The organism is Nostoc sp., assembly GCF_036917515.1.
GTDB lineage: Bacteria > Cyanobacteriota > Cyanobacteriia > Cyanobacteriales > Nostocaceae > Nostoc.
Map to the genome: position 1 here is coordinate 1 of NZ_JBALDE010000160.1, position 24,733 is coordinate 24,733.

Consider the following 24,733-nt stretch of genomic DNA (forward strand, 5'->3'; position numbering starts at 1 on the left):
GAACTATTTTTTCTCTTAGCTCAACGGAGTAGGCTTTCATTTTTATACACTATGTCTCTGCTTACTGTATTCTATGCGATTGCAATCCGCTATAAGTTTGTACTTGGGCGTTCATGAAAATCAATTACGCTATTTCAATGCGGAAGGACAGTTAATGCCTACACCTGAAGAAATTGCCCAGTGGGAAGCGGAACACGCCCAACAAGAAAGACAACGTGCTGAACAAGAAAAGCAACGCGCTGAACAAGAAAGACAACGTGCTGAACGCCTAGCAGCAAAACTGCGAGAATTGGGTGTTGACACAGATACGATTTAAAGTACGTAGACTTGCTCTAAAAATCATGGAAGCTCAACCAAAGGACATCGGGAATTACTTAACATATAACAGTATAAATCCTTTCTTCGAGTGGTTTGACTCTTTACGAGTCTGAGTGCTTTGCTAGATGCATTAGGGTTACATTTGCCAGTAACAGTTAAGTGAAGTTAAAAGTCTTAGTAAAAATCTTTTAGCTCTTTTTTTATGTATTCCTTAAACTCTTGACCAAAAAAATTTATTATACCAGTAGGTGAATATGAGAATTCAGCACTACAAGCATAATTACAAATTACTATCATTTATTTTCGACAACTTCCAGACCTGTCCTAGCTACTGATTTAATATCAACATTCTGATTGTTTAGCAGCACTACTATAGTGGTTTTTTCATTGGGTAAATATGCAAGCAATGTTGCGAAGCCATAAGCTATACCACTATGCCCAATTGCTTTTGCCAAAGGAGATGAAAACCTTTCTACACCCAAGCCATAACTATAACCTGCGCCATTATCTTTAAATTTCAGCATTTCTTTCATCATCTTCGAGGAAAGTAAGGTTTTTTTGACAAATAACGCTTTGGCGAACTTGGCTAAATCTTCTGCTGTTGAAACCAATCCACCATCTCCCAAACCATTACCATCATTAACTTCGGCGTAGCTATCTAGCTTACCATCCTTATTGCGATCGCCATAACCTGTAGCGACTTCTCCAATTGTTGGTTCGCGCAATTCCGTAAAGGTATGTTTTAATCCTAATGGTTTTAAAATCTGACTGCGGATTGCTTGAGCGAGAGTTCCCCTAGTGATATTTTCAACAATTAGTTCCAAAAGAATGTAGTTGCAATCAGTATAAATAAATTTTTCTCCAGGATTTGCCTGTGGTTGCTCTTGATACATATACCGAATAGCTTCTCTGGCTGTCCAAGGCTGTGAGCGACTTCTTTTCGCCGTAGCTTGAATAAACTCTTTTGTTTCTAAGTATTCAGCAACACCACTGGTGTGGTTAAGGAGTTGACGAACTGTAATTTTATCGCTGTTGACAATATGAGGAGTGATGTCTCTTGGTAAGTAGGTTGCGATCGCCCGATCTAATTCTATCTTCCTTTGTTCCACTAATTTCAGCACAACCACCGCCATAAAAGTTTTACTCATACTGGCAATAGAAAAGCCATCTGTGGGTTTCATCCTGGTTTTAGTTGACAAATTACTGACACCAGATGCTCCCAGCCAAGAACCTTTAGGTGTAGTAATATACATGACTGCACCAGGGATTTTCTGTTCTACAATTATCTCATTTAAAAGTTTTTGTAGTTGAGAACTTTTTCCGACGGTGGAGGTAGATATCACTTGTTTAGCAAGAGATTTTTCAATTACTCGCTGACTAATGTTATTAGCCACTAAATATCCTGTAAAACCAAGGGAAATCACAAAGACTATTGCAAATAAAATTTTGCTGAAAGCCAAAAGTTTTAGGTTCATTTTACTTCCTAAATAGAAACATAGCCGATCTAGCTCAACTACACAAAGTAATTGGTAAGCATCAACCTGACATCTGACATATAAATAGCATTACTTTGTTTCCAGATTAGTATCAAAATTTCAATTCACCAACTTTCACAAATATGAAAATGCCAACTAAAAGTAAGACCAAAGCCACTGTTTGGGTAGTAGAAAAAGGTCAAATACGGACTCGTTTAGACCAACTTACCACCGAAGAACCTTTAGAAATTCGTCTTGTTTCTTTCCAGAAGACGGTAGCTGTAACAATGCGGACGCCAGGGGCAGATTTTGAACTAGCTGCTGGTTTCCTCTACAGTGAAGGAGTCGTTAATAGCAGGGAAGATATTCGACGTATCAGCTACTGTGTAGATGAATTAGTAGATGGTGAGCAACACCATAATATTGTAAATGTGGAACTGCGGGATGGGTTGATTCCAGACTTACAGCCTTTGGAGCGTCATTTTTATACAAGTAGCGCCTGTGGAGTGTGTGGTAAAGCTAGCCTTGAGGCTTTGCGTCTGCGGGGATGTCCAGTAATTTCTTCAGGGCCAACGGTAACACCTGAGATCGTATACAGCCTACCAGATAAACTCCGGGCTGCTCAAGGTATCTTCACTGCTACAGGAGGTTTGCACGCTGCGGCTATCTTTGATGCTCAAGGACAACTGTTAAACCTGTGGGAGGATGTTGGGCGACACAATGCTTTGGATAAATTGATTGGTACAGCTTTGCTCAGTGATGAATTGCCTTTAAATAATTGTATTGTCCTGGTTAGTGGACGCTCAAGTTTTGAGATTTTGCAAAAGTCTACAACTGCTGGAGTTCCCATTGTCTGTTCTGTTTCTGCTCCCAGTAGTTTGGCCGTATCTGTCGCCAAGGAATTTGGGATTACCTTAATTGGATTCCTGCGCGGAGAACGGTTCAATGTTTACACTGGTTTACAAAGAATAAACGCTGCTTAAAAACACTTTTGTAGGGTGTGTTACCACGAAGCGTTAGGGGTAACAAGTTGTAGAAACTCAGGACAAATCTACTACCCAGACCAAGACATAGCAACGTTTCAATCCCCTTGCGGGGTAATAAGTCTTGGAAACTGGGACGGTTCCCACTGACGTTCAGACTGCGGTGGACAAGTTTCCATCCCCTTTTGGGGCAATGAGTTTGTAAAGTCTTAGTAAAAAGTTGATTTTTACTTATCCGTTTTGTTTCCATCCCCTTTCGGGGTAATAAGTTTGTAAAGGAACAGGAAACCGTGGTGTTGCAATTCAATAACCAATTTCCATCCCCTTTCGGGGTAATGAGTTTGTAAAGTAAGCAGTTCGCAAAATCAACAAAGAATGATAAGTTTCCATCCCCTTTCGGGGTAATGAGTTTGTAAAGAGCTGAGAATTCTATTGCAGTCTTCTTCGCTACATGCCGTTTCCATCCCCTTTCGGGGTAATGAGTTTGTAAAGTTTACCTTAATTTATTTTGGAGAAATTCCCATAGCTATATTGTTTCCATCCCCTTTCGGGGTAATGAATTTGTAAAGCAAAATGACTGGCAATGTTACAATGTAACAGATAGCGTTTCCATCCCCTTTCGGGGTAATGAGTTTGTAAAGCATGGATGTCGCCGTGGTGAAATGCAGAGAATGGAAGTTTCCATCCCCTTTCGGGGTAATAAGTTTGTAAAGACTGGACGGATCAAACCCAGCTAATTTCATCAAGTGTTTCCATCCCCTTTCGGGGTAATGAGTTTGTAAAGTTAAGTAAATTTGAACAAATACTTCTCGAGTATCGCAAGTGTTTCCATCCCCTTTCGGGGTAATGAGTTTGTAAAGAAAAGACGAAGCTGCAAGGAGAGTCAGACTACGAAAGTTTCCATCCCCTTTCGGGGTAATGAGTTTGTAAAGTTTGAGGCCGAGTTCTCTGCATCGGGAAGTGATGGTTTCCATCCCCTTTCGGGGTAATGAGTTTGTAAAGAGTTAACTTCTGGAAGCCTTACAGGGAGAGTGTTTGAAATCCCCCAATCGACACCACTTTTTCTAGTGTCAATAACTCCCAATAATTCTCAATAATTAGTGTCTTTCACAGCTTGGAAACGTTGCTGTGTAAGCAATCGACACCAGTCAACAAAGTTATGCGGTTTTCAAGGTTCTGGCGAGTGGTGTCGATGAGCAATCAACACACTTTGAAAAAGGGTATTGTATATTATCTGTACTTGTCAATATATTGTCAAAACCCTTAATAGTTGGGGCAGGGATGTCGGGAAATATAAGGTTGTCAATGCATTGGTATCTGTAAATAAATAGTGGTTTGCTTGCAATAAGGGCGCGTATTTACTTAGTGTGAGTCTGCATTTACCAGTCATAATTTTGACTTTATATAGATACCTATTGTTACCCCATGACTGCGACTTTATAATTAGCCAAAAGGATAAAGCCTGCCGTAGGCATTGCCCCCTCCCTCTTTTGCGGAGGTATTGTTTTTCGCCCTAAACAAGTTTTTTAATATTCCGAATGGCTCAAGTAGGAGTAAACTACGACATAGTTTACTTGGTAATACTGAGCAATGTATAGAAAGACTAAAAGATTTACTGCTATTTTTCTATTGATGTTTTCTCTGGTTGTTTCTATTAACTTTTCTGCGATCGCTCAAGATAGTTCAGGTATCCCTTCTGTAAATTTTGCATCGTCTCGCGCTTGTTATGTTCCTGCAAATCTCAGAACTGAACGAGTCATTGCTGATAACGATCGCAGCCAAGTTAAGATGGGCGATCGCATCAGGGTAAAAGTTAAAGGATTGTCAGCAGCAGCCACAAGTGCAACGCCTAAAGGCAATTCATTCGATCCTCGCCAATTAGTGTTGTACCTGAATGGCTATCAGCTAGAAAATGTCCACGGAGAACCAGTCAGCGTCATGGAGGAGGGTGAAGATCAAAAGAAAACTCTTAATAATGATTGGTTAGCTTTTCAGCTTGAACGTACTGATGTATCTGAAACTGCATGGAATTCGCTACTTGGTGGCAGGCCCAAATATAGTATTGATACGATAGTTGGGGTAGGCTGTCCCAGTAAAGTTGCGATTCTGGTGAGCGATCCTCTCTCACCTCCTCAATTAAAAATAGTTCTATTATCATGGCGATTTTGGCTGTGTCTGCTTCTAGTTATAGCTATTATCTTAATATTTCTCAGATATGGTCGAGACAGTCTACGTAGCCCTGGAATAGAAGGAATTTACTCTAAAAAAGAAGTAATCAATGGTCAGGAAATGTTGATTACAAAAGAGTTTCTACCTGAAAAGGAAGCTCGTTCGGGAATTGCTAAGTTTTTTCTTGGTTCAAATGAAGAGTATAGAAATCCCTTCAGCTTATCAATATCTCAACTTGCTTTCTGGACATTTCTCATTTTTTCTGCTTACCTGATTATCTACGGCATAACAGGAGATTACACCAATATTTTAACTGGACAATCACTAGTTTTATTAGGAATTAACTCTGTAACTGCATTTGGTACTTCATTAATAGATGGGCAGGGTAATGAGAAAAACAGAAAAGGTAGTCAAAGCGTTTCGGAAGGGTTTTTCACCGATATATTATCAGATATTAATGGAGTCAATTTTCATCGCTTTCAAACATTTATTTGGACAGTTGCCATCGGACTATTTTTTGTTTGGGAGGTGATTAAAAATCTAGCAATGCCAGAATTTGATGATACACTTCTGGCGCTACAAGGAATCAGTGCCGCAACATATCTTGGACTGAGAGGGCAAGAGCAGCATGGTATGACAAAAGATCCAGAACCTGCATCTAAAGAAGCTAACTTATCTCAACAATTGCCTACACCAGAAGACGATCGCACTCCAACTAATACTCTGTCAAGCTAGTTTTAAAGGTTTGTGGTCAGGACTTTAGTGCTTAAAAATAAGTACTAAAGTCCTGATTACGAACTTGTTAATATGGGCAATAATTTAAAATATTAAGATTAGCTAGATTTGCAATCATACTTTGTATGGTAGTTCTGCACGCACTTTCAGATTTCATCGACTGTGATTTTACGATCGGCGACTTATCTTGTAGTTATTGGTACCAAGGGCGTTGTCCGCAAAGTAGACATCGCCTAAAATTACCCCGCACTTCAATGTCCGAAGCGATCGCCCACGGACTAATGCAATATCTTGCTAAGAATAACTGTTATTCTCGTGAAGGGAAGATGTATGGAATCCTATTGGTTGAACTGCCTAATGGCGAACAACGGGTACTAAAAGCCTTTTCAGGTCTTTTGAATGGTTGCAGTGTGGTTGAGGGCTGGGTGCCGCCAATTCCCGGACGAGATAAGGTTGCTTTCGAGGAAGCTCGTACTTTGGCACAGTTGGACGCGATTAAGCAAGAAATTATCACTTTAAAGCAACTCACCGAACGCCAGCAGTATGAAATCCTGTTTAATGACTTTGAGCAGCAGTTACAAGCAATGAGCGATCGCCATCGCTATTGCAAACATCAACGACAAGAAAAACGTCAGCAAATCTGCAATACACTCTCTCCCGAAGCACTCACGATTGCCCTTGAACAACTTGACGAAGAAAGTCGTCAGCAGGGAATTGAGCGACGACAACTTAAACGCCAGCAAAATGCTGTATTACAGCCACTACAACAGGTAATTACAACGACGGATGCGCGAATTAGCGAACTGAAACAACAGCGTAAAGCACTATCGCGTCAATTACAAACTCAAATGCACGCTAGCTACAGCCTGACTAATTTTTCCGGGCGATCGCAATCATTGCAAGAATTGATGCCAGGAGGTTTGCCCACTGGCACAGGAGACTGTTGTGCCCCAAAGCTGCTTCATTATGCGGCAACACATAATCTCAAACCATTGGCAATGGCAGAATTTTGGTGGGGTACGTCTTCTGCAAATCAGGATAAAATTCCGGGAGAGTTTTATGGAGCGTGTACCGAGCGATGTCAGCCATTGATGGGGTTTTTGCTCTCAGGCTTGAAACCTCCCTTGCCAGCTAGGGAAAAGGCAGTAAGAAGCCCCTCCTGCCCTGATAGGGGAAGGGTTTGGGGAGAGGTCATACCGATTATTTATGAAGATGAATGGCTGATTGCTGTAAACAAACCTGCTGGATTACTTTCAGTACCCGGTCGTTATCGCGATCGCCAAGATAGTGTCTTGAGTCGCTTACGTCATTTGTTACCTGATGGCATGGCACTTATATCTGTGCATCGCTTAGATCAAGAAACTTCTGGGATTTTGTTATTGGCACGCGATCGCCAAACTCATCGGCAACTCAGCCAGCAGTTTCAGGAACGCCAGATTCATAAGGTTTATGAAGCCATACTTTCTGGTGCTGTGACAGTTGAGCAAGGTAAAATTGACTTGCCACTGTGGGGAGATCCTGAAAATCGTCCTGAGCAAAAAATTGATTGGCAGTATGGTAAACCTAGCTTGACACACTTCCAGGTTATAGCGAGAGAAGGAAACTACACTCGCGTAGAATTTACGCCATTAACAGGACGCACTCATCAATTAAGGGTTCATGCAGCCGATCCGCGAGGACTTGGGATAACTATTTTAGGCGATCGCCTTTATGGATGCTGTGCAGTTACTAGTCGGTTACATCTGCACGCCAGAGAACTTCGCTTCGAGCATCCGCAGTTAGAAAAAACCTTGTATTTACAAGCAATTATGCCTTTTTAACTTTTGACTTTTCCAAAGGGGTTGACGTATTATATTACACTATATTTCAAGTTGGTTAAACACAACGATTCGTCTGTTACCAGTTTTACTCCTGAATTCTGCTGTATATTAGCTTGATTTATTGAAATTCCAAGAACCCTAAAGAGCTAAAGCTACGTTTTGTCTCCCCTAACAGCTAGCCTATTGCTTTTTAAATTTGTATATGATAGTTTCTGCTTGTAGTTTATTCAACGGTTATCCGACCGACTTATAGTATTTAAATAAATTAATATCAAAGCTAAGAGGCTTCCCAATTAAAATATCCAACTACAAATGATTGTGAGACACCCCAGAAAATTGGATGATTTATTCCTTGGAAATACCCAAATTAGCGTTAAAGACGAGAGTGCTGGAGTTGACCTCTAGATTCTCATTCTTGGCTTCTTTTTTTATAAAAGCAGCAGGGGAGCAGAGGAAAAGTTGCAGTAAGTTTTTCCCTTCTGCCCCTTTGCATATCTGCCTCTTGTCCTCAGTCCCCAATCTGGCGATCGCAAATCTAAATTTCAAAATTGCATGACTAAAGTATTCATTCTTGATGCCAACCAACAACCGTTATATCCAGTACGCATCAGCCATGCTAGGCTGCTATTGTCACAAGGTAAAGCTACCGTATTTCAGCGATATCCTTTTACTATTATTCTGAAGGAGTCCCTTTCTCATCTAAAACCTGAGCAACTTGGCTTTAAAATTCATCCTGGTATTAAAATAAATCGTAATTGAATTCTTAATTACGAATTACGAATTAGTAATTAGTTAATCTTAGTCCCCTTTTAAACAGAGGAATATAGATGACGAACCACACTATTTTAGAACCGTTATCAGAAGACCAATGGTTTATTGAGAGCCAGGAACTACGATCCTTTGTAGCAACAGTGCAAGAAATTAGCGCTAGCACTGTTGACGATCGCACACAAACTCTCGCTAGACTAGAACCCTATTTTCAAGAACTCCTTGCCCAACAGCAATGGTTACCAGAAAAGTTTGCCCAAGTCAATCCTGAAAGCCGGATGGGCGGCGGTATTGGTCAATGGCTGCTTTATCGTGCCAAAGACCGTTCCCTGTCAGTATTCAGTTTGGTGATTCCCCCAAGTTCCACGACTCCTGTCCACGATCATTTAGCTTGGGGATTGATTGGTTTATACAAAGGTAATCAAGAAGAAACAGTCTATCGCCGTGTAGATAGCGGTGATGCCGAAGGACACGCACAATTACAAGTAACTGAAGTGCGATCGCTTCAACCAGGGGATATCTACTGCCTCTTACCCCCAAATGGTGATATCCACGCCGTCAAAACCACATCCCAGAGCGCATCTGTATCCATCCATATCTTGGGTAATGATACTGGTTGCGTCTGGCGTCACCAGTTCATCCCAGAATCTCACAGCGTCAAATCCTTTCGCTCTGGATATTCCAACGCTCCCTGTAAAGAGGAAGAGGAAAAAGAACATGCCCTACAATAGACCACAACCTCCAGTATTCGAGCGAGTTGAAGACGAACGCCTGCACCGTAAGCAACGCCTTGCGGCTGCTTTTCGCCTGTTTGGTAAGTTTGGGTTCAGCGAGGGAATCGCAGGCCATATTACGGCCCGCGATCCTGAGTTTACAGACCATTTTTGGGTCAATCCATTTGGGACATACTTCGGTCATGTCCGAGTTTCTGACCTGATTCTAGTTAACAGAGAAGGTGAGGTGGTTAAAGGCGATGCTGAAGTAAATCGCGCTGCTTTCGCCATCCATTCTCAAATTCATGAAGCTAGACCTGATGTGATCGCCGCAGCTCACGCTCATTCACTGTATGGTAAAGCTTGGTCTAGTTTAGGTCGTCTCCTTGACCCCTTGACTCAAGATTCCTGTGCTTTTTACGAGAACCATGCGCTATTTGACGATTTCACAGGGGTGGTTTTAGAAACCTCTGAAGGTTTGCGACTGGCGCAAGCCTTGGGGTCAAATAAAGCCGTAATTCTGCGTAACCACAGCATTTTAACTGTGGGACATACGGTAGATGAAGCTGCCTTTTGGTACATTAGCTTAGAGCGATCGTGTCAAGCCCAACTACTAGCTGAAGCTGCGGGTAGACCGACTACGATCAAACACGAAACAGCCCGTTTAACACAAACTCAAGTGGGATCGCATACAAGTGGGTGGTTCAGTTTCCAGCCCCTTTACGACCGGATTGTGCGTGAAGAACCTGATTTGCTAAATTAGTGCTGTGTTTTTTGGCATTGGCATAATAGGCGGGGAAGTTTTCAGTTAACCCGCTTCCCGCTATTTTGATGTCAATTAAACTTAAATCTTCTTATATACTCCGGTAAACCTATAATTTTATAGTATTACTATAGTTCACAAGAATCATTTTGATGATTAATCAAATCTTTGGTCGTTTCATTGCCAAGTGGATATCGTTGATAAAATTCCGGAATATCTCCTTTAACAACCAACAGAAATTATTCTTTTCTTCTCTACCAATAGTGGGGGCTTTTGTTACAGGTCTTTGTCTGAGCTTGCTATTTGCTGCCTGCTCATCGACACCAACTGTTAATGCACCTAATCCTAGTGCCACATCTCAGGGTAATTCTGCTGACAGTAAAGCAACAGTGGTCAGATTTGGCTATCAAAAATCGACTATTTTACTTAGAACTAAAGGTGTTTTAGAAAAACGTCTAGCACCTCAAGGTATCACTGTAAAGTGGACTGAATTTCAAGCGGGACCGCAACTACTAGAAGCGATGAATGTCGGTAGTATTGATATCGGCCCTGTAGGAGAATCACCGCCAATATTTGCCCAAGCAGCAGGAACATCACTAACTTACGTTGTTGGTACTGCGCCTACTCCAGCTAGTTCAGCAATTCTTGTTCCTCAAAATTCACAAATTCAAAAAGTTGCTGACCTGAAGGGCAAAAGAGTTGCCTTTCAAAAAGGATCTAGCGCTCACTTATTGTTAGTCCAAGCTTTACAAAAAGCCGGATTGAAATACACTGACATTGAACCTAAATATTTGGCACCGTCTGATGCTCGCGCTGCATTTGTCAAGGGTAGTGTAGATGCCTGGGTAATTTGGGACCCCTTCTATGCAGCTGCTCAAGAGGCAACTAAAGCCAGAGTCCTGATTGATGGCACAGGAATTAATAAACAGGGAGGATATTATTTGATGACTCGCAAATTTGTTACTGAAAATCCCCAAACTGTCAAGGCGATACTGGAGGAAATTCAAAATCTTGAAGAATGGTCTAAACAGAATCGAGAAGAAGTAGCAAAAACTCTTGCACCTGTATTAGGAATTGATTTAGAGACGATGAAAAAAGCAACTAATAGACGGACTTTTGGTCTTGTGCCAATTGATGATAATTTAATAAATCTCCAACAAGGTGTTGCGGATACATATTACAAATTGAAGCTAATTCCTAAAGAGATAAATGTGAAGGATGCAGTATTAACAAAAGAAGAATACGCTGCATTTTCACCAAAAACTTAAATTTGTGCAATGAATCGGGAGTAGGGAGATACAGATGTATATCCCTACAAATGAAATTGGTGTTAGTAATAAAATAACTGTCAATTTTTGAAATGTAAATTCTTGGAATTGATTATGACTAATCCTACAGAATTACTGCGATCGCGCTACGGTGAAATTCCCTTCAACCCCGAAATTGAATGGAATGATTCGCTAACAGCACTATTATCTCACTGTTCAATTCGGTCTTATCTATCCGATCCTCTACCAACGGGAACTCTGGAATTGCTAATTGCAGCCGCCCAATCTGCATCCACTTCCTCAAATTTACAAACCTGGAGTGTGGTAGCAGTCGAAGATCAACAGCGCAAAGAGGAGTTATCCAAGCTAGCGGGAAACCAAGCACATATTAAGCAAGTGCCTTTATTTTTGGTTTGGTTAGCAGATTTGGCGCGTCTAAGTCACGTTGCTGACAGTCGCGGCATATCTCATGATGCACTGGAATATCTGGAAATGTTTGTGATGGCAACAATCGATGCAACATTGGCGGCACAAAACGCCGCAGTTGCAGCCGAGTCACTCGGTTTAGGAACAGTATATATTGGCGGAATCAGGAACCGCCCGCAAGAGGTAGCACAGATATTGAATTTGCCCTCCTCTGTGTATGCTGTATTTGGGCTGTGTGTGGGTTATGCGAATCCAGATGTAGAAGCGGCGATTAAGCCAAGGTTGCCCCAGTCAGCGATACTGCACCGTGAAACTTATAAATTGGCAGAACAAGAAGAAGCGATCGCTCATTACAACGACATCATCAAAGAATTCTATACTGAACAAAAGATGAATGTTGCTGGCGATTGGTCAGAACACTCAGCCCAGCGAATTGCAACTGTTGAGGCTTTGAGAGGACGCGATCGCTTGCGTGAAGCTCTCAATAACCTTGGCTTCAAGTTACTGTAAATTAAGAAGAATCAAGATTATGGATTTGCAACTCCGTGGCAAAGTCGCCTTAGTGACAGCTGCTAGTAAAGGTTTGGGCAAAGCTACAGCGAGACAATTTGCCCGTGAGGGTACAAAAGTTGCCATCTGCGCCCGCAGTGAGTTAATTGACAGAACTGCTGCGGAGATTGCAAGCGAGACAGGTACAGAAGTGCTATCTCTGCGTGCAGACGTTACCAGTCAAGAAGATATTGAACAGGTAATTAATGCTACAGTCGAAAAATTCGGCGGGTTGGATATCCTCGTAACCAATGCAGGGGGCCCACCTGCTGGCACTTTTGACGATATCGATTTGGCAACTTGGGAAACTTCGATCGACTTGACTTTGCTGAGTGCGGTACGTCTGGTAAAGTACGCTTTACCTCACTTACGCCGATCTATCGCACCAGCAATTTTGACCATCACTTCAACCTCAACTAAACAACCAGTTCAAAATCTGGTTTTATCTAATTCCATTCGATTAGCAGTGATTGGTTTAACGAAAACTCTCAGCCAAGAACTGGGTAGCGATAAAATTCGCGTCAACAGCATTCTACCAGGCTGGACATATACAGAACGGGTAGAAGAATTGATCGATGCCCGCATTACTAAAAGTGGTGAAACCAAAGAAGCAGAAATTGCTAGAATCAATGAGACTGTTCCTTTGGGTCGTATCGGCACACCAGAAGAGTTTGCCAATGTTGCGGTATTTCTGAGTTCACCAGCAGCTTCATTTGTGAATGGAGTCATGCTGCAAGTAGATGGCGGAATTATTCAAAGCACATTTTGAGCGGCTTAATTAATAAAAAATAATAAGGGGCAATCAATATTGAGACTCGTTATATTATATCCGCACGGGTGCAGAGGAGAGGGGCTTTGGGCTTTCTGCATAAATTCGGGAATTAAAACTAATTGGTAGTAGTGCATAATAATGATTTATTTTACTAGGTAAAATCTGTTTATACGCTTCCCAAAAATCAGTGTAACAAATTGCACATTTACCGGAGGCGGAGCGTCTCCGGCTCCGTGATAGACTGGTGGTAGAGATTATCATAATCTTTTAGCCGATTGGCCAGAGCGATCACCAATATGCACCCCAACAATTTTTCGTGTTGTTGCGTCAATTGCAAACCAAATCCATTGTTTATTGGATTTCGACCCTACGTATGACCACATCTCATTAATTTAGAGAATTAGCCTACCTGGTTTGGTTGCAGGCTATAAACATAGGTTCAACGTTTCTACGCCTTGATCTCGAAATTCTCGTATTAGCCGTTACTGTTTGAGTGGCTTATTCGATACACTACCTTTGATTTCCCTACTATTCAGATGTACGGAGTTTTTTCACGCAATCAAATAGGAGTCCTATATCACTCCCTAAGTAATCTAGCGCAGATAATGTGAAGTATTTGTTTGATTTGTAAAAAAGGTTGCACCACTTGCTACAAATCAAACAAATAAGTCAAATCCTCTTTCCTTTACCCTCCAGCAAGACTGCCTGACTTACTGCAAGCGTATTTAAGTTTCTCGAATCCAAAATGCCAATCCTCCCCCACGACCGCGAGCTGCAATGAAATCTTCTGTCACTAAAAAGAAGCCAAAGAAAGGTAGTTTAGCTATAGGTTGGTTGTAGAAATCTTCTGTTTGAATTTTACCAGCACGGATTGCTCTGTTGTAAATAACACGACCAAACAAACTGATAATCATCTGGTTAAAGTCAAAGGCCAATAAATTTTTCTTATCGAAATATTGCACTGGACCTGTAAGCTTCAGTGAAACTGGGTTAAACTCAACCTGATTAGTAATTTCGCCTCTGTCTGAATCCTGTTTCAAAGTAGCATTAAAAGAAACATGGACTGCTATAAACTTGGGTACATAGAAACCGTTGCCTAATAGAATTCCCCCGCTACCTTTGTTTTTCTTAGTGCCAGTGACAAAGCAAAGTTGCCATTTACCGAGAAGAAACTCAAGCGGATAAGTCAACCGTTGCTGCTTGGCAGTTTTTTCTGCTTGTAGCAACGCCTTTACTAATATCTCAGCACTAGGGCGTATGCGTTGTGGTTGTCGATACGTAACCGCAGCTTGGGATAGCACAGTAAAAAAGTCAAATGTCGCTGTAGGTGTTAAATTAGCCCTCATAAAACCACTCTGGATTTAACTATTTCTTTGATTTTCTGATAGATTGTAGCGTTCATCTATAAGAAGACATATCTTTCATCCGTATTATCTGCTAAAAGTATGTCACTCGATTGAAGTTACTAGTGGTAATACTAATTCTGCGTCGAACTCACGTTAGGTTAAAAGCAACAAAAAATCTCTTTCTCCCGCTAGCTCTCTGACTCCTATTCTTTACCTTTACCAAGGATTGCCAACCATTGTAAATCCAGCCCAATAATAAGGATGCATTAGTGATTCATCAGCACTGTCAGCAGGTAAAGGCAAATTCCCTACTACCCCTAAACCTTGCAATTGTCCATCTTTTACATAAATTTGCCCTTTGACCATAGCTACCTGAGCCTGTCTGAGAGCTTCTGCCTTAATTGGAGCTGTCTTTAAGTTCTCATAAAATTTTGTCATCAACGCTGCTGTGCCAGCATCATTAACCGACCAAAGACTAGCAACACTAGTTTTCACGCCTGCTAGCACTGCCAAACCCGCAAATCCCAGTTCGGATTCTTCATCCCCTAAAGCTGTTCTACAAGCACTCAGCACCATCATCTCGACTTGGGGTTGATTCAACTTTAACTGTCGTAACTGGTTCAAGCGTAACTTGTCCTCCCACAGCTGAATATAGGAGTTACTCAAAGCACCAGTAACAAAATCAGCATGGGTAGCCATGTGAATAATCCCAAAAGGTTGTTGGCGACGAACACTTTTGAGATTGTTTAAGGTGGCTTGTTTGTCTAACAATAATTTGCCCCCCCAGAGTTTGGACACTAATGTTGATAACTCAAGGGGAACTCCTGGTAAAGGATCTTGCCCTTGAGTACTTTGAGAAACCCCCATCGCTAAAATTTGAGATTTTCTAATGTCTGTATACACGGTGTTAGTCAAGCTGAGACTGGGCATCAAGTCAATACTGTATTTTTCTACCAAAAACTGCTTCCCGTCGTGAAGTGCTGCCATTGGGGTTGAACGTAATCCAACATCTTGTAAAAAGACTAGATTGCTAATCCCTTGCGCCTGTAAATCTGCCTCCACTGGTGCGATAATCCAGCGATAAAGTTGTTGAGATGAACGCAAATAACCAGTGCGGCGACGGTTTTGTGGACTAACAATTTGGTCACGAAATTCCTGAGCTACTTGTAGAACTTTGGCTCTCGTCGCTTCTGGGATGCGCTTGCGGATGGGGTCGCCCTTTGCAGTTACTACCACCAATTCTAGTTGGTCACTAACTTGCTCTGCTTCGGTATTCAACTGTTTAGTAAATTTCGCTCCGTCTGAATTTGATGGTGGTTGAATTTCTACAGGGACAAAACTGGTGTATACAAATGCAGGTTTAGCACCAGTAGCTTTCTCAATATTGCGAGCAATCTCTTTGGCATCATCTAATGTTTTGATTTTAGGAGCAGGGATGCCTAAATAGTCTGCAATTTCATTTGTGAAACCACCTTCGCCAGTAGAATCGACATTAATAACAGGGGGATTAGGTCTAAAGCTAGGAGGGTTAGGGTTAGGGTTAGGTGGTACTGAGTTGCACTGGAATGTGCAGGGGGGCGGAGAGGGCAGAGGGGGCGGAGGGGGCGGAGGAGGCGGAGGAGGAGGAGGCGCGGTGACGTTGATTCCTACTTGTACAGGTGTAGAAGAGGAAACGCCGTCATTTGCACTAATTCTAAAGGCATTTAGTGATCCATTAGTATCTGCCGGAGGTGTGTACACCAAAGTATCACCACTAGATAAGGTAGTCACACCAGGAATAACGGGAAGACCATTGACAGTCAGATTTCCCGCATTTACCGCATCAACCCGGATGGTGGTAATGTCATTATTAGTATCCGTGACTACGGCAGCCAAACTGCCGAAAGGCAAGGTCACTGGCTGATTTGTCTGAGTATTGGGTAGTGATGAGCTTACCGTTAATGTAGGCGGGGTATTGACAGAAGTAATTGTGATGTTATTTGGAGTGCCACTAGCATCTCCAGTAGTAGGTAAAACTGGAAAGCTATTTGAAGGAATGATTGAATTGTCGCCTGTATTAATTGACCCTGCTGTACCATTGACACTCGCATCACCTACGGTAAATGGCACATTGTTTGGGCCACCATCGTGTTGAATCCTGACAGTACCTCCCCCCGCAATAGGTTGAAGAATGGGACTTCCTCTAAAGGGAGCAAATTTACTAGTAGCTATTGTTACACCTGTATCGGTTTCCCCGTCATTTATTTTCCCTATTCCTTGAACTAGTCCGTTGGTCAGCACTTGCACATTACCACCTTGACCAGTGTCCTGAGTCAATTCAAAATTAAAAACATTTGTTCTAGACTGTGTATTGATGCTGCTAAAGCGAATTGTACTGCCAAAGGTATTGGTAGTCTCTAGAGCTACGTTACCACCTGTAGTAGCCGTTCCTATATTACCTGCGGTGGTAGTTGCTGAGGTATCAATAGCACCATTAACTGTGATATTATCTCTGGCAGTTAAGCTGACTGTGCCAGCTGTCCCTGTAAAAGGGTCACTTTTAGGGCTGACTATAGATGAGTTAATTGCACCTGTAGTAATACTACCTAAGGTAGTTTTTGCTACTACATCGCCACCCCTACCGAATTCACTACCATTAATTGAAGAAGAATTAATCGTATTTGTGAGGATATTGCCTGCGGCACTTAAAGTTACTCCTCCAGCTGTTGCACTAGCAGGAAAGTCTGGGTTAGGGTCTTGAACGTTGCTGGTGTCAAGGTTATTTAGAGTAATTCCACCGCTAGTACTTTGGACTATAATACTACCACTAGATGATTGGTAGCCCTGACCTGTAGCAATAATGTCGCCAGCAGTAATGTTACCACGCGCAGACAAGGTGACATTAGCACCATTGCCATTAGTAATAAATTGACCTCCCTCGTCGATAAAGAAGCTGCTAGTGTTAATAACTCCTAAAGACAGGCTCGCTCCTGAAATGGTGATATCCCTGCCATTAGTCCTGATGGTGTCGCCTATCCCCATCGTAAAAGCACCGACACCATTACCATCTGCATCTGCGGTAAAAGCGATCGCTCCGCCACCATCATTAACAAAATTCAATGATACGCCATTAGCGAGCGTAATATTATTAGTTGCTTCTAAAGTAACAGCAGCATTCTGACTTTCTAAAGCGTCTTTAGAAATGGTGAAAATAGCTGGGGAATCATTTTGAAATATTTCAGGCAGAGAAGCATCTTCAGGTGCGTTAGTACCATCTACGATATTGATATCGGTTGGGTCTAGCAACAAGTTACCAACAATACCATTCTTGGCACTCAGATCGGCATTGCCACGGTAAATCAGGTTTTCCTTACCCGACACTTCGATTTTACCACCATTGCCAGAGTTCAGACCACCACGAGCGGTAATGTTGCCAAAAAATCCTGTTGTCTTGTCACCCCAAACAATAACCCGTCCGCCATTGCCATTCAAATTGCTATCGGCATTAATGAGGGAGTTTGAGTCAACATAAGTCTGATCTGCGTTGGGTAAAGTCCCCTTACCTTGGTAATCGCCGCCAATTAGCACAGTACCGCCGCCATTGCTTCCAGAGGCGTTAATATTGGCATCAATCACCCCGACTCGTTTACCCAAGGCAGTTACCGTACCGCCTGTTTGACTCGATGCATTCACTGTCCCAGAAACGATAGTTGTACCTGGAGTTGTGGGAATTGTGACATTAGAGCCTGTCAATTTTACAGTTCCATCAGGACTAGCAGTTAACCCTGTGTTACCAACTGTGAGCAATTCAGGTAAAGATGCAATGGGGATTGTCCAGTTATTGGGTTGGTTGCTACTAGAGGCGAGGGGCTGAATTTCTAGACTCAGCAGATTTCCTGGCTGACTGAGACGCACCCAATTTTGTCCTGGTACTGATGTAACGGTAATTTGCCCTCCCGGTGCCGAAAGTTGCCCGGTGTTGACTACAGTACCGCCTAATAAATTCAAATTTTGCCCACTACCTACTACCAAATTTCCAGCATTTGCGATCGCTCCTGGCTGGTTCATACTAAAGGCAAATCTGTTAGGATTTCCCACTAAAGTCTTGTAGTCATTAACACCGATAGCGTTGAACCAACTGCTACCAAAGCCAATACCGTTGGCTGTTGTCACCGTGAAAGCACCAGGTACATTTAAACTAGCGTTTGTTCCAAAAATAAATCCGGCTGGATTCATCAAGAAAAGGCTAGCATTGCCACCTGTCACCTGAATTAAGCCATTAATAACCGAGGCATTCCCGCCTGTAACTCGACCAAGGATATTTTGCAGCGCTGGACTGGCTTGAAAGTTGGCGATTTGTTCTGGTGAAATCCCAAATTGTTGAAAGCTGTGAAAGAGGTTTGCACCATCTTTTGAAGTTGTACCGCCAGTGATATCAAGTCGATTGCCGTTTGGTGTAACAATTGTGTTTGTCCCATCGGCAGCAGGAACTATTTGTTGTGCTTGGGCTAATCTGGGACTTACCAGCGAGGCAATAACTAGGACTGAAGCGGCGATATTAGACAATAAAGATTTTTTGCGCCGTAATATAAAGCGACCTGTCGGCAATTCTACATCGATTTGTAACTTGTCTGCTAATCCGCGTCGCCAAAGTGCTTGAGCGATCGCCTTACCAGACCAGAGAATTTGTTCTGTTCTTCTGGTAGTAGAGATGCTTTGAGAATGAATTCGGTAGAGATAGAGTGGCTCTTGAACCCGGCTTACCTGAGCTATTTCTGAAAGTCGTAGACATAGGTCGTATTCTTCGACATAACGGAACGACTTGTTAACACCTCCCACTCGGTCGTAAACCGATCTCCGAATCAAGCGAAAGTGAAACGTCATGAAGTCTACCAACAACCCTTCTTTGGAGTAAGGAATGTCGCAGCGATGACCGTAGCCGATAACTTTACCTTCTTGATCAATATTTAAGTAGTCAGTGTAAACAAATCCTGTTTCGGGATGGCTATTAAGTACAGTAGCAGTTTTTGCCAGAGCGGTAGGGGCTAGGATATCATCACTGTCTACCAAACCAATGTAAGTGCCGCTAGTTTGGCTGATTGCTGCTTTAGAAGCCGCAGCAATTCCCTGATGGTGTGCTTCTACTACCCGCACTCGTCCATCTTGACGAGCATACTTCTGGGCGATCGCCACCGATTTATCTGTAGAGCCATCATCCCAAATTAGTAGCTCAAAGTCTTGCCATGTCTGCGCTAAGACACTAGCGATCGCTTCTTCAAGGTAAGACTCCCGATTGTAATTGACGATGACAATGGAAATCAGTGGTGACATCGAAGTATTCCCAAGTTTTCTACCTGTTACCACAATATAATGCTAAGGACTATCACTTAGAATAATTCGTTGTTAATTATAGTTTTAGTTACAAATCTTTTGAAATTTGAATATCAAAAATATGATATTCAAATACTCATACAGCCATAGTATACTCAAAAATCAAAATCAGCCCAGTCGTTAAATAAGGCACTCTACTGAAGAGAAATGAGAAAAGAAACAGAAACTGGTGTTCAGCCTAGAGCAACGACTCAGCAAAAAAGTGTCTATTTTTCTCATCAGTTAGACACTTGGCGGAGTTTGGCAACTACTAAATGGAGTAAGCACAGTTTCAGTTTTCGGTGTGGCTTGTTAATTCTGCCTACGGTCTGGATTGTAATGGGAAATGGACTTAGAGCTAGAGCTAATATTTTTACACCTGACTCAATTCAAAATAGCAGTCAGTCAGAGTTAAAAATAGTACAGGAAACACAACCTGCCCCTGTAACTAACCCAAACCCACAACCAGAAATACCACAACGCATTCGGGTTCGGAAAATTCAGGTTGTAGGTAGCACAGTTTTTAATGAAAATGATTTTAATCCAGTAGTGAAACCGTTTGAAGAACGGGACTTAACTTTAGAAGAAATTAGACAAGCCGCAGATGCTGTTACCCAGCTTTACCTAAATAAAGGCTATATAAATTCTAGAGCGGTTCCAGACACTCAGCAGCCTAGTACCGCAGATGGTGTTGTAGTAATTCGGGTGTTTGAAGGGCGTTTGACAAAGATTGATATCGAAGGGACGCGGCGATTAAACCCATCTTATATTCGTAGTCGCATCCAACTAGGTGCCAGTATCCCTCTCAATAGTGGTAAGCTCGAAGAACAACTAAGGCTACTGCAGCTAGATCCTCTGTTCAAAAATGTGGAAGCACGTCTGCGTCCAATGGGTAAGGTTGGTCAAAGTATTCTCATTGTCAGAGTTGAAGAAGCAAATCCGTTAACTGGTAGCTTGGGTGTAGATAATTATTCGCCTCCCAGTATTGGCGCGGAAAGATTGGGTGTTGAACTGCGCGATCGCAATTTAACTGGTATGGGAGATGAGGTAGCAGGCTCCTATTACCACACACTCTCTGGTGGTTCTGATATCTTCGATTTTAGTTATCAGGTTCCTGTGAACGCCATGAATGGCAAAGTGCAAATTAGAGCCGCATTTTATCGCAACGAAATTACTGAGCCACCCTTTGATGCCTTTGATATTAAGGCAAACCAGGATCTTTATGAAATCAATTATCGTCAACCATTGATCCGATCGCCCAAAGAAGAATTTGCCCTATCTTTAGGATTTACCTACCAAGATGGTCAAACCTTCCTGTTTGATAACCTCGCAACCCCCTTTGGCATCGGGCCTGATGCTAATGGCGTTAGCCGCACTAGTGTAATTAAATTTGGTCAAGATTATCTCAAGCGCGAACCTCAAGGAGCTTGGTTTTTGCGATCGCAATTTAATTTTGGCGTTGATATATTAGATGCAACGATCAACAATGACCCCATACCCGATGGTCGCTTTTTCAGTTGGCTAGGTCAAGTACAGCGCGTGCAGCAATTGAGCAACGATCATTTGTTGCTCATCCAAGCAGACTTGCAGCTTACACCAGATAGCCTTTTACCTTCCCAGCAATTTGTGATTGGCGGTGGACAATCTGTAAGAGGATATCGCCAAAATATCCGTTCTGGGGATAATGGATTTCGGGTGGCGATCGAAGATCGGTTTACAGTGCAACGTAATGAATCTGGATTCTCTACAATTCAATTTGCGCCATTTCTAGACATGGGAGCCGTTTGGAATCAGTCTGATAATCCCAACCCGCTACCCAATCAAACTTTTTTAGTGGGCGCAGGCTTAGGATTATTATGGAATCAGGCAATGGGAATTGATCATCTTTTTTTGCGCCTCGATTATGGATTTCCATTTATCGATCTGAGCGATCGTGGTAATAACGCTCAGGATGATGGCTTTTACTTTAGCCTTCGCTATCAACCCTAGTTAAAGACTATGGTAATCATAACTAATTTTGTGGGCATGATATTATTTGAGTCGCATTTGAGCAAGTCGAGTTTAATCAGCAAAATGCTATTTCACTTACTCCTTTTGGTGTTTTCCGCAAGTAAAATGCCATTCAACTTACTCCTTTTGGTAGATGACGCGATTATTTCAGTATTTTCTACAGTTAATTACCTTTCCTTCTGCCTTATCCTAATATTGAACTAAAAAATTAACTTTTTTCTTCAAGAATTTGAATTTTATCCTGTGTATATATACAAAGTGAGAAATTATAGTTTATAAATTTAAGAAAGAATTACAAGATAAAACTTATGACACAACCTAACTCGCAAGACAAAAACAGCTTTCTTTACCCTCGTAGTCGGTATTATGGTAAATTCCAGCCAGAGAACTTAGTGTTTAATGCCAACCTCCAAGAATTCTCTCAAAAAATTAGTTACATCACTTGCCTAGAAACAGGAGGGAAATTGTCTCAGGAAGAGGCTTACCAGCAAATTAAGTCACTTTGGAAAGAGTTGAAACATAGCAAAAAACAATTGTCTATTGGCGGAAATAGAGAAATTTAAATTAATGGGAAGGAGGTATTGATAATTTTTATTAAATCTATTGCAAAAATACTTGAACCGCCAAAGACTTAAGTCTCTGGCTAATAGCAAAAGTCCGTTAAAACAGACTAAAACTACTGTCATTAGCCAGTTTTCAACGAATTGAGTATTAGCCCAGAAATTGATTTTCAGGCAGTTTTTTGGCTTTTGCAAGAAATCTTCTTTTTCGTCATGTTAATTCTAGTAGTTACAAGTAACAAGTAATAGACTGCCATAAAGTTTTTTTAACAGAAGTTAAGCTATGACGCAGCGACTGACTCAAGAGCAATTATCACAAATAGTTACAGAAGTAGAAGGTCTGCAATTGCGTCGGGAAGCGGAACTAGACAAACAGCAGGTTAGAGAAATTTTACAGGAGTTGAATTTACCGCCAGAGTTACTAGATGAAGCGCTGATTCAGTTAAATCGCCGCCAAGCACTGGAGATACAACAACGCCGGAATCGATGGATTACCTCTGGAGTGGTGGCAGTTGTAGTGGTTGCGATTGTATCTACAATATTTTTCATGCAGCAGCAAAATTCTACACTTTCGCGTGTTTCTGCTCAAAAAGACCGCATCACGTTAATACAAGATAATGGCGGCGATTTAAAGACAATTTCCCGCCAAACCAATCCAGAAGTGTTGTATCGTGTCACCCTAAAGGATGCACCTTTGGGTAAAAAGCTGGCTCTCTCTTGTAATTGGATTGACCCAAGCGGTCAAATTGTCAAGCAAAACAACTATCAAACCCGTGAGATTAATACGTCTGTCTGGGATACCCAGTGTCGCTACACTATTAACCCGGCTGCAACTGTTGGCAATTGGCAGGTGCAGATGTTCTTAGAAGGTCGGCAGATTAGTGATGCAACCTTTAAAGTTAAATAGTCCAGATGGGTATCCTGCATCACTTTCTTGGCTATTGGGGTTACGGCGCTCAACACGAGTTGGAAACGCTATTAACTAGTGTTGTAGATAGAAGAGGAGAGACTCTGAAGTTTTCTGCACAGGAAAATTATCCTCTTCCCATCTGGAATGTTGTTTACATAGGACTTGATGGCAATTCTCCACCGCAACAAAATCAAATTGCTGCCATCTTTGCATCAGGATTATTTAGTTCACCTGATGCTTGGGTAAGTCTCCAAGAAAACAACTGCCTAATTTTGGGAAGAGAACCTTTCGGAAAGATGCCTTTGTATTGGACTCAGCAAGGACAAATAATCTGGTTTGCATCCCAACTGCAATTACTCTTACCGATTTTGCAACAGTCAGAAGTTAGCATTCCTGGGTTATATGGCTATAGCTGTTTTTCTTACGTTCCCACACCCTTAACTCCTATTAATGGAGTGTTTGCAGTGACGGCTGGGACTGAATTAGTTTGGCACAGTGATTGTCAATCAGGTAAGCTGCAAACGCCTGAATCTAAAAAAATCCACTCATGGCGGGAAGTGCCAGAACAGTTAACAGATGAAGCTACAGCAATTACTGAATTGCAAACTCTCCTTAAAGACTCCATTGAGAGACAAATTGCCGATTTAAAAGATGAGCCTGTCGGGGTGTTTCTCTCTGGCGGACTAGATTCTTCAGTGGTAGCGGCACTGCTGATACAAGCAGGGGTGAAAGTCCGCGCCTACACTTTAGATTTTGGTGACGCAGGGATTCCAGAATATCCATACTCTGAACAAGTCGCTCAGTTTCTCAAAATTCCGCTAATTAAAGTTGCAGTAACCCCAAGTTTGATTGAGAATGCCTTAATTCCGACTGTGCAAGCATTGGATTTGCCTTTTGGAGATGGCGTGTGTGTGCCGTTGTATCTCCTATCTCAGAGGGCGAGTCAGGAAACTCAGGTAATTTTTAACGGCGAAGGTGGAGATCAATTATTTGCCGGTTGGACGAACAAACCTTTAATTGCCGCAGGTGTTTATCAAGCAGAAAATTCCGCCGGACAGGAAACTTTTATCCAACAATATCTCCGCACCTTTCACCGTCTTGGGGGATACGAATCTCAAGTTTATCAGCCAGAGGTTTATGCACAGATCCAAAATTTGTATCCTGAAGATTGGCTGTTAACAGCTCTTGATCGCAATGAATGTCCATCTTTGCTGCATCGCCTCCGCCGTGCTAATTTAATGCTCAAAGGAGCGCAGAATATCCATCCCCGTGCGACTGCATTGGGGTTTGCTCATGGGTTGTGGGTGCGATCGCCTTTTTGTGATTTACCTCTAGCTGAGTGGACATTCCGCCTATCTGGAGAACTCTGCTTACAGGGTGCTTGTGAAAAATATATCCTTAAACGGGCTGTAGAAAATTGGCTTCCACCCGAAATTGTCTGGCGACAAAAACGTGGTATGGGGGTTCCTTTGACTTCTTGGTGTTTAAATAATTTTTGGCATCAACTCGGCATTTGGCTCAATCCAGAAATACTTCGCGCCAACAATCACTTTTATCCTCACATCGCAGCCCAAATCATTGAAGGCAAACTGGGAGCAGCTATTCAAGGCCGTCGAATTGGTGAAACACTCTGGTTACTAATTATGTGGCAACTTTGGCGATCGCACGTTTTAAATGAAAAACTAAGTAAACAGTCTTGGGATCATCCATTTTGGTTACATCGTTGGTTATGGAGAAATTACAAAATAATTCGTAATTCGTAATTCGTAATTCGTAGTTTACTTTATTAGTATTCTTGG

18 protein-coding genes, 1 pseudogene and 1 CRISPR repeat array are annotated in these 24,733 nt (G+C 42.1%); of the genes and pseudogenes, 14 read left to right on the top strand and 5 right to left on the bottom strand.

Annotated features, from left to right (window positions below; all coding sequences use genetic code 11):
- Window positions 1-91: 91 nt before the first annotated feature.
- Window positions 92-316: pseudogene (locus V7K89_RS20860) on the top strand (Uma2 family endonuclease); the annotation flags it as partial.
- Window positions 317-611: 295 nt separating this feature from the next.
- Here V7K89_RS20860 and V7K89_RS20865 read toward each other — a convergent pair.
- Window positions 612-1,793, bottom strand: a complete 1,182-nt coding sequence (locus V7K89_RS20865) for a serine hydrolase domain-containing protein (RefSeq protein WP_335190467.1) — start codon at window positions 1,791-1,793, stop codon at window positions 612-614.
- Window positions 1,794-1,936: 143 nt separating this feature from the next.
- On the opposite strand from V7K89_RS20865, the gene fdhD reads away from it, so the two are divergent.
- The 3 genes from fdhD to V7K89_RS20880 all read left to right on the top strand — a co-directional run bounded on the left by fdhD (window position 1,937) and on the right by V7K89_RS20880 (window position 7,500).
- Window positions 1,937-2,776 carry a formate dehydrogenase accessory sulfurtransferase FdhD gene (gene fdhD / locus V7K89_RS20870; RefSeq protein WP_335190469.1) on the top strand — a complete coding sequence of 280 codons (840 nt, stop codon included), beginning with the start codon at window positions 1,937-1,939 and terminating at the stop codon, window positions 2,774-2,776.
- A 171-nt stretch (window positions 2,777-2,947) separates the two neighbouring features.
- Window positions 2,948-3,778: a CRISPR direct-repeat array (repeat unit 36 nt; unit sequence GTTTCCATCCCCTTTCGGGGTAATGAGTTTGTAAAG).
- A gap of 588 nt (window positions 3,779-4,366) precedes the next feature.
- The gene (locus tag V7K89_RS20875; RefSeq protein ID WP_335190471.1) at window positions 4,367-5,680 is read left to right on the top strand and encodes a hypothetical protein; all 1,314 of its coding nucleotides are present in this window, start codon (window positions 4,367-4,369) and stop codon (window positions 5,678-5,680) included.
- A gap of 125 nt (window positions 5,681-5,805) precedes the next feature.
- Window positions 5,806-7,500, top strand: coding sequence for an RluA family pseudouridine synthase (locus V7K89_RS20880; protein WP_335190473.1), 1,695 nt, complete (start codon window positions 5,806-5,808; stop codon window positions 7,498-7,500).
- Window positions 7,501-7,845: 345 nt separating this feature from the next.
- On the opposite strand, the gene V7K89_RS20885 is transcribed toward V7K89_RS20880, so the two are convergent.
- Entirely contained in the window at window positions 7,846-8,046 is a 201-nt protein-coding gene (locus V7K89_RS20885) for a hypothetical protein (protein ID WP_335190475.1), read from the bottom strand.
- A gap of 6 nt (window positions 8,047-8,052) precedes the next feature.
- Here V7K89_RS20885 and V7K89_RS20890 point away from each other — a divergent pair, with 6 nt between their 5' ends.
- The 6 genes from V7K89_RS20890 (at window position 8,053) to V7K89_RS20915 (ending at window position 12,756) form a co-directional block, all read left to right on the top strand.
- Window positions 8,053-8,259 (top strand): RRXRR domain-containing protein, encoded by a 207-nt coding sequence (locus tag V7K89_RS20890; RefSeq protein WP_334918687.1) that lies wholly within the window; start codon window positions 8,053-8,055, stop codon window positions 8,257-8,259.
- Window positions 8,260-8,327: 68 nt separating this feature from the next.
- Window positions 8,328-8,999 carry a hypothetical protein gene (locus V7K89_RS20895; RefSeq protein ID WP_335190477.1) on the top strand — a complete coding sequence of 224 codons (672 nt, stop codon included), beginning with the start codon at window positions 8,328-8,330 and terminating at the stop codon, window positions 8,997-8,999.
- Window positions 8,986-9,744, top strand: coding sequence for a class II aldolase/adducin family protein (locus V7K89_RS20900; RefSeq protein WP_335190479.1), 759 nt, complete (start codon window positions 8,986-8,988; stop codon window positions 9,742-9,744). The genes V7K89_RS20895 and V7K89_RS20900 overlap by 14 nt, the downstream gene beginning before the upstream one ends.
- A 152-nt stretch (window positions 9,745-9,896) precedes the next feature.
- Window positions 9,897-11,012, top strand: a complete 1,116-nt coding sequence (locus V7K89_RS20905) for a sulfonate ABC transporter substrate-binding protein (protein WP_335190481.1) — start codon at window positions 9,897-9,899, stop codon at window positions 11,010-11,012.
- Between the two features lie 114 nt (window positions 11,013-11,126).
- Window positions 11,127-11,948, top strand: coding sequence for an NADPH-dependent oxidoreductase (locus tag V7K89_RS20910; protein ID WP_335190483.1), 822 nt, complete (start codon window positions 11,127-11,129; stop codon window positions 11,946-11,948).
- 19 nt (window positions 11,949-11,967) lie between these two features.
- Window positions 11,968-12,756: an SDR family oxidoreductase gene (locus V7K89_RS20915; protein ID WP_335190485.1), complete on the top strand. Its 789-nt coding sequence runs from the start codon at window positions 11,968-11,970 to the stop codon at window positions 12,754-12,756.
- A 260-nt stretch (window positions 12,757-13,016) separates the two neighbouring features.
- Here the strand turns inward: V7K89_RS20915 and V7K89_RS36000 are convergent, their stop codons facing one another.
- From V7K89_RS36000 to V7K89_RS20925, 3 genes are all read right to left on the bottom strand, one after another.
- Window positions 13,017-13,142, bottom strand: coding sequence for an IS1 family transposase (locus V7K89_RS36000; protein WP_442941729.1), 126 nt, complete (start codon window positions 13,140-13,142; stop codon window positions 13,017-13,019).
- Between the two features lie 342 nt (window positions 13,143-13,484).
- The gene (locus V7K89_RS20920; protein ID WP_335190487.1) at window positions 13,485-14,105 is read right to left on the bottom strand and encodes a hypothetical protein; all 621 of its coding nucleotides are present in this window, start codon (window positions 14,103-14,105) and stop codon (window positions 13,485-13,487) included.
- Between the two features lie 216 nt (window positions 14,106-14,321).
- The gene (locus tag V7K89_RS20925; RefSeq protein WP_335190489.1) at window positions 14,322-19,415 is read right to left on the bottom strand and encodes a CHAT domain-containing protein; all 5,094 of its coding nucleotides are present in this window, start codon (window positions 19,413-19,415) and stop codon (window positions 14,322-14,324) included.
- Between the two features lie 207 nt (window positions 19,416-19,622).
- On the opposite strand from V7K89_RS20925, the gene V7K89_RS20930 reads away from it, so the two are divergent.
- The 4 genes from V7K89_RS20930 (at window position 19,623) to V7K89_RS20945 (ending at window position 24,697) form a co-directional block, all read left to right on the top strand.
- Window positions 19,623-21,443 (top strand): ShlB/FhaC/HecB family hemolysin secretion/activation protein, encoded by a 1,821-nt coding sequence (locus tag V7K89_RS20930; protein ID WP_335190491.1) that lies wholly within the window; start codon window positions 19,623-19,625, stop codon window positions 21,441-21,443.
- A gap of 329 nt (window positions 21,444-21,772) precedes the next feature.
- On the top strand, window positions 21,773-22,027 hold the full coding sequence (locus tag V7K89_RS20935; protein ID WP_322637376.1) for a DUF7219 family protein: 255 nt from the start codon (window positions 21,773-21,775) through the stop codon (window positions 22,025-22,027).
- 280 nt (window positions 22,028-22,307) lie between these two features.
- On the top strand, window positions 22,308-22,931 hold the full coding sequence (locus V7K89_RS20940; protein ID WP_335190493.1) for a DUF3859 domain-containing protein: 624 nt from the start codon (window positions 22,308-22,310) through the stop codon (window positions 22,929-22,931).
- Between the two features lie 5 nt (window positions 22,932-22,936).
- A complete protein-coding gene (locus V7K89_RS20945) occupies window positions 22,937-24,697 on the top strand; it encodes an asparagine synthetase B family protein (protein WP_335190495.1) in 1,761 nt (586 codons plus the stop codon).
- Window positions 24,698-24,733 lie beyond the last annotated feature (36 nt).

Coding starts and splice junctions, on each gene's coding strand:
- V7K89_RS20865 (WP_335190467.1), bottom strand. CDS start 1,793: ATGAACCTAAAACTTTTGGCTTTCAGCAAAATTTTATTTGCAATAGTC.
- fdhD (WP_335190469.1), top strand. CDS start 1,937: ATGAAAATGCCAACTAAAAGTAAGACCAAAGCCACTGTTTGGGTAGTA.
- V7K89_RS20875 (WP_335190471.1), top strand. CDS start 4,367: ATGTATAGAAAGACTAAAAGATTTACTGCTATTTTTCTATTGATGTTT.
- V7K89_RS20880 (WP_335190473.1), top strand. CDS start 5,806: ATGGTAGTTCTGCACGCACTTTCAGATTTCATCGACTGTGATTTTACG.
- V7K89_RS20890 (WP_334918687.1), top strand. CDS start 8,053: ATGACTAAAGTATTCATTCTTGATGCCAACCAACAACCGTTATATCCA.
- V7K89_RS20895 (WP_335190477.1), top strand. CDS start 8,328: ATGACGAACCACACTATTTTAGAACCGTTATCAGAAGACCAATGGTTT.
- V7K89_RS20900 (WP_335190479.1), top strand. CDS start 8,986: ATGCCCTACAATAGACCACAACCTCCAGTATTCGAGCGAGTTGAAGAC.
- V7K89_RS20905 (WP_335190481.1), top strand. CDS start 9,897: ATGATTAATCAAATCTTTGGTCGTTTCATTGCCAAGTGGATATCGTTG.
- V7K89_RS20910 (WP_335190483.1), top strand. CDS start 11,127: ATGACTAATCCTACAGAATTACTGCGATCGCGCTACGGTGAAATTCCC.
- V7K89_RS20915 (WP_335190485.1), top strand. CDS start 11,968: ATGGATTTGCAACTCCGTGGCAAAGTCGCCTTAGTGACAGCTGCTAGT.
- V7K89_RS36000 (WP_442941729.1), bottom strand. CDS start 13,142: ATGTGGTCATACGTAGGGTCGAAATCCAATAAACAATGGATTTGGTTT.
- V7K89_RS20920 (WP_335190487.1), bottom strand. CDS start 14,105: ATGAGGGCTAATTTAACACCTACAGCGACATTTGACTTTTTTACTGTG.
- V7K89_RS20925 (WP_335190489.1), bottom strand. CDS start 19,415: ATGTCACCACTGATTTCCATTGTCATCGTCAATTACAATCGGGAGTCT.
- V7K89_RS20930 (WP_335190491.1), top strand. CDS start 19,623: ATGAGAAAAGAAACAGAAACTGGTGTTCAGCCTAGAGCAACGACTCAG.
- V7K89_RS20935 (WP_322637376.1), top strand. CDS start 21,773: ATGACACAACCTAACTCGCAAGACAAAAACAGCTTTCTTTACCCTCGT.
- V7K89_RS20940 (WP_335190493.1), top strand. CDS start 22,308: ATGACGCAGCGACTGACTCAAGAGCAATTATCACAAATAGTTACAGAA.
- V7K89_RS20945 (WP_335190495.1), top strand. CDS start 22,937: ATGGGTATCCTGCATCACTTTCTTGGCTATTGGGGTTACGGCGCTCAA.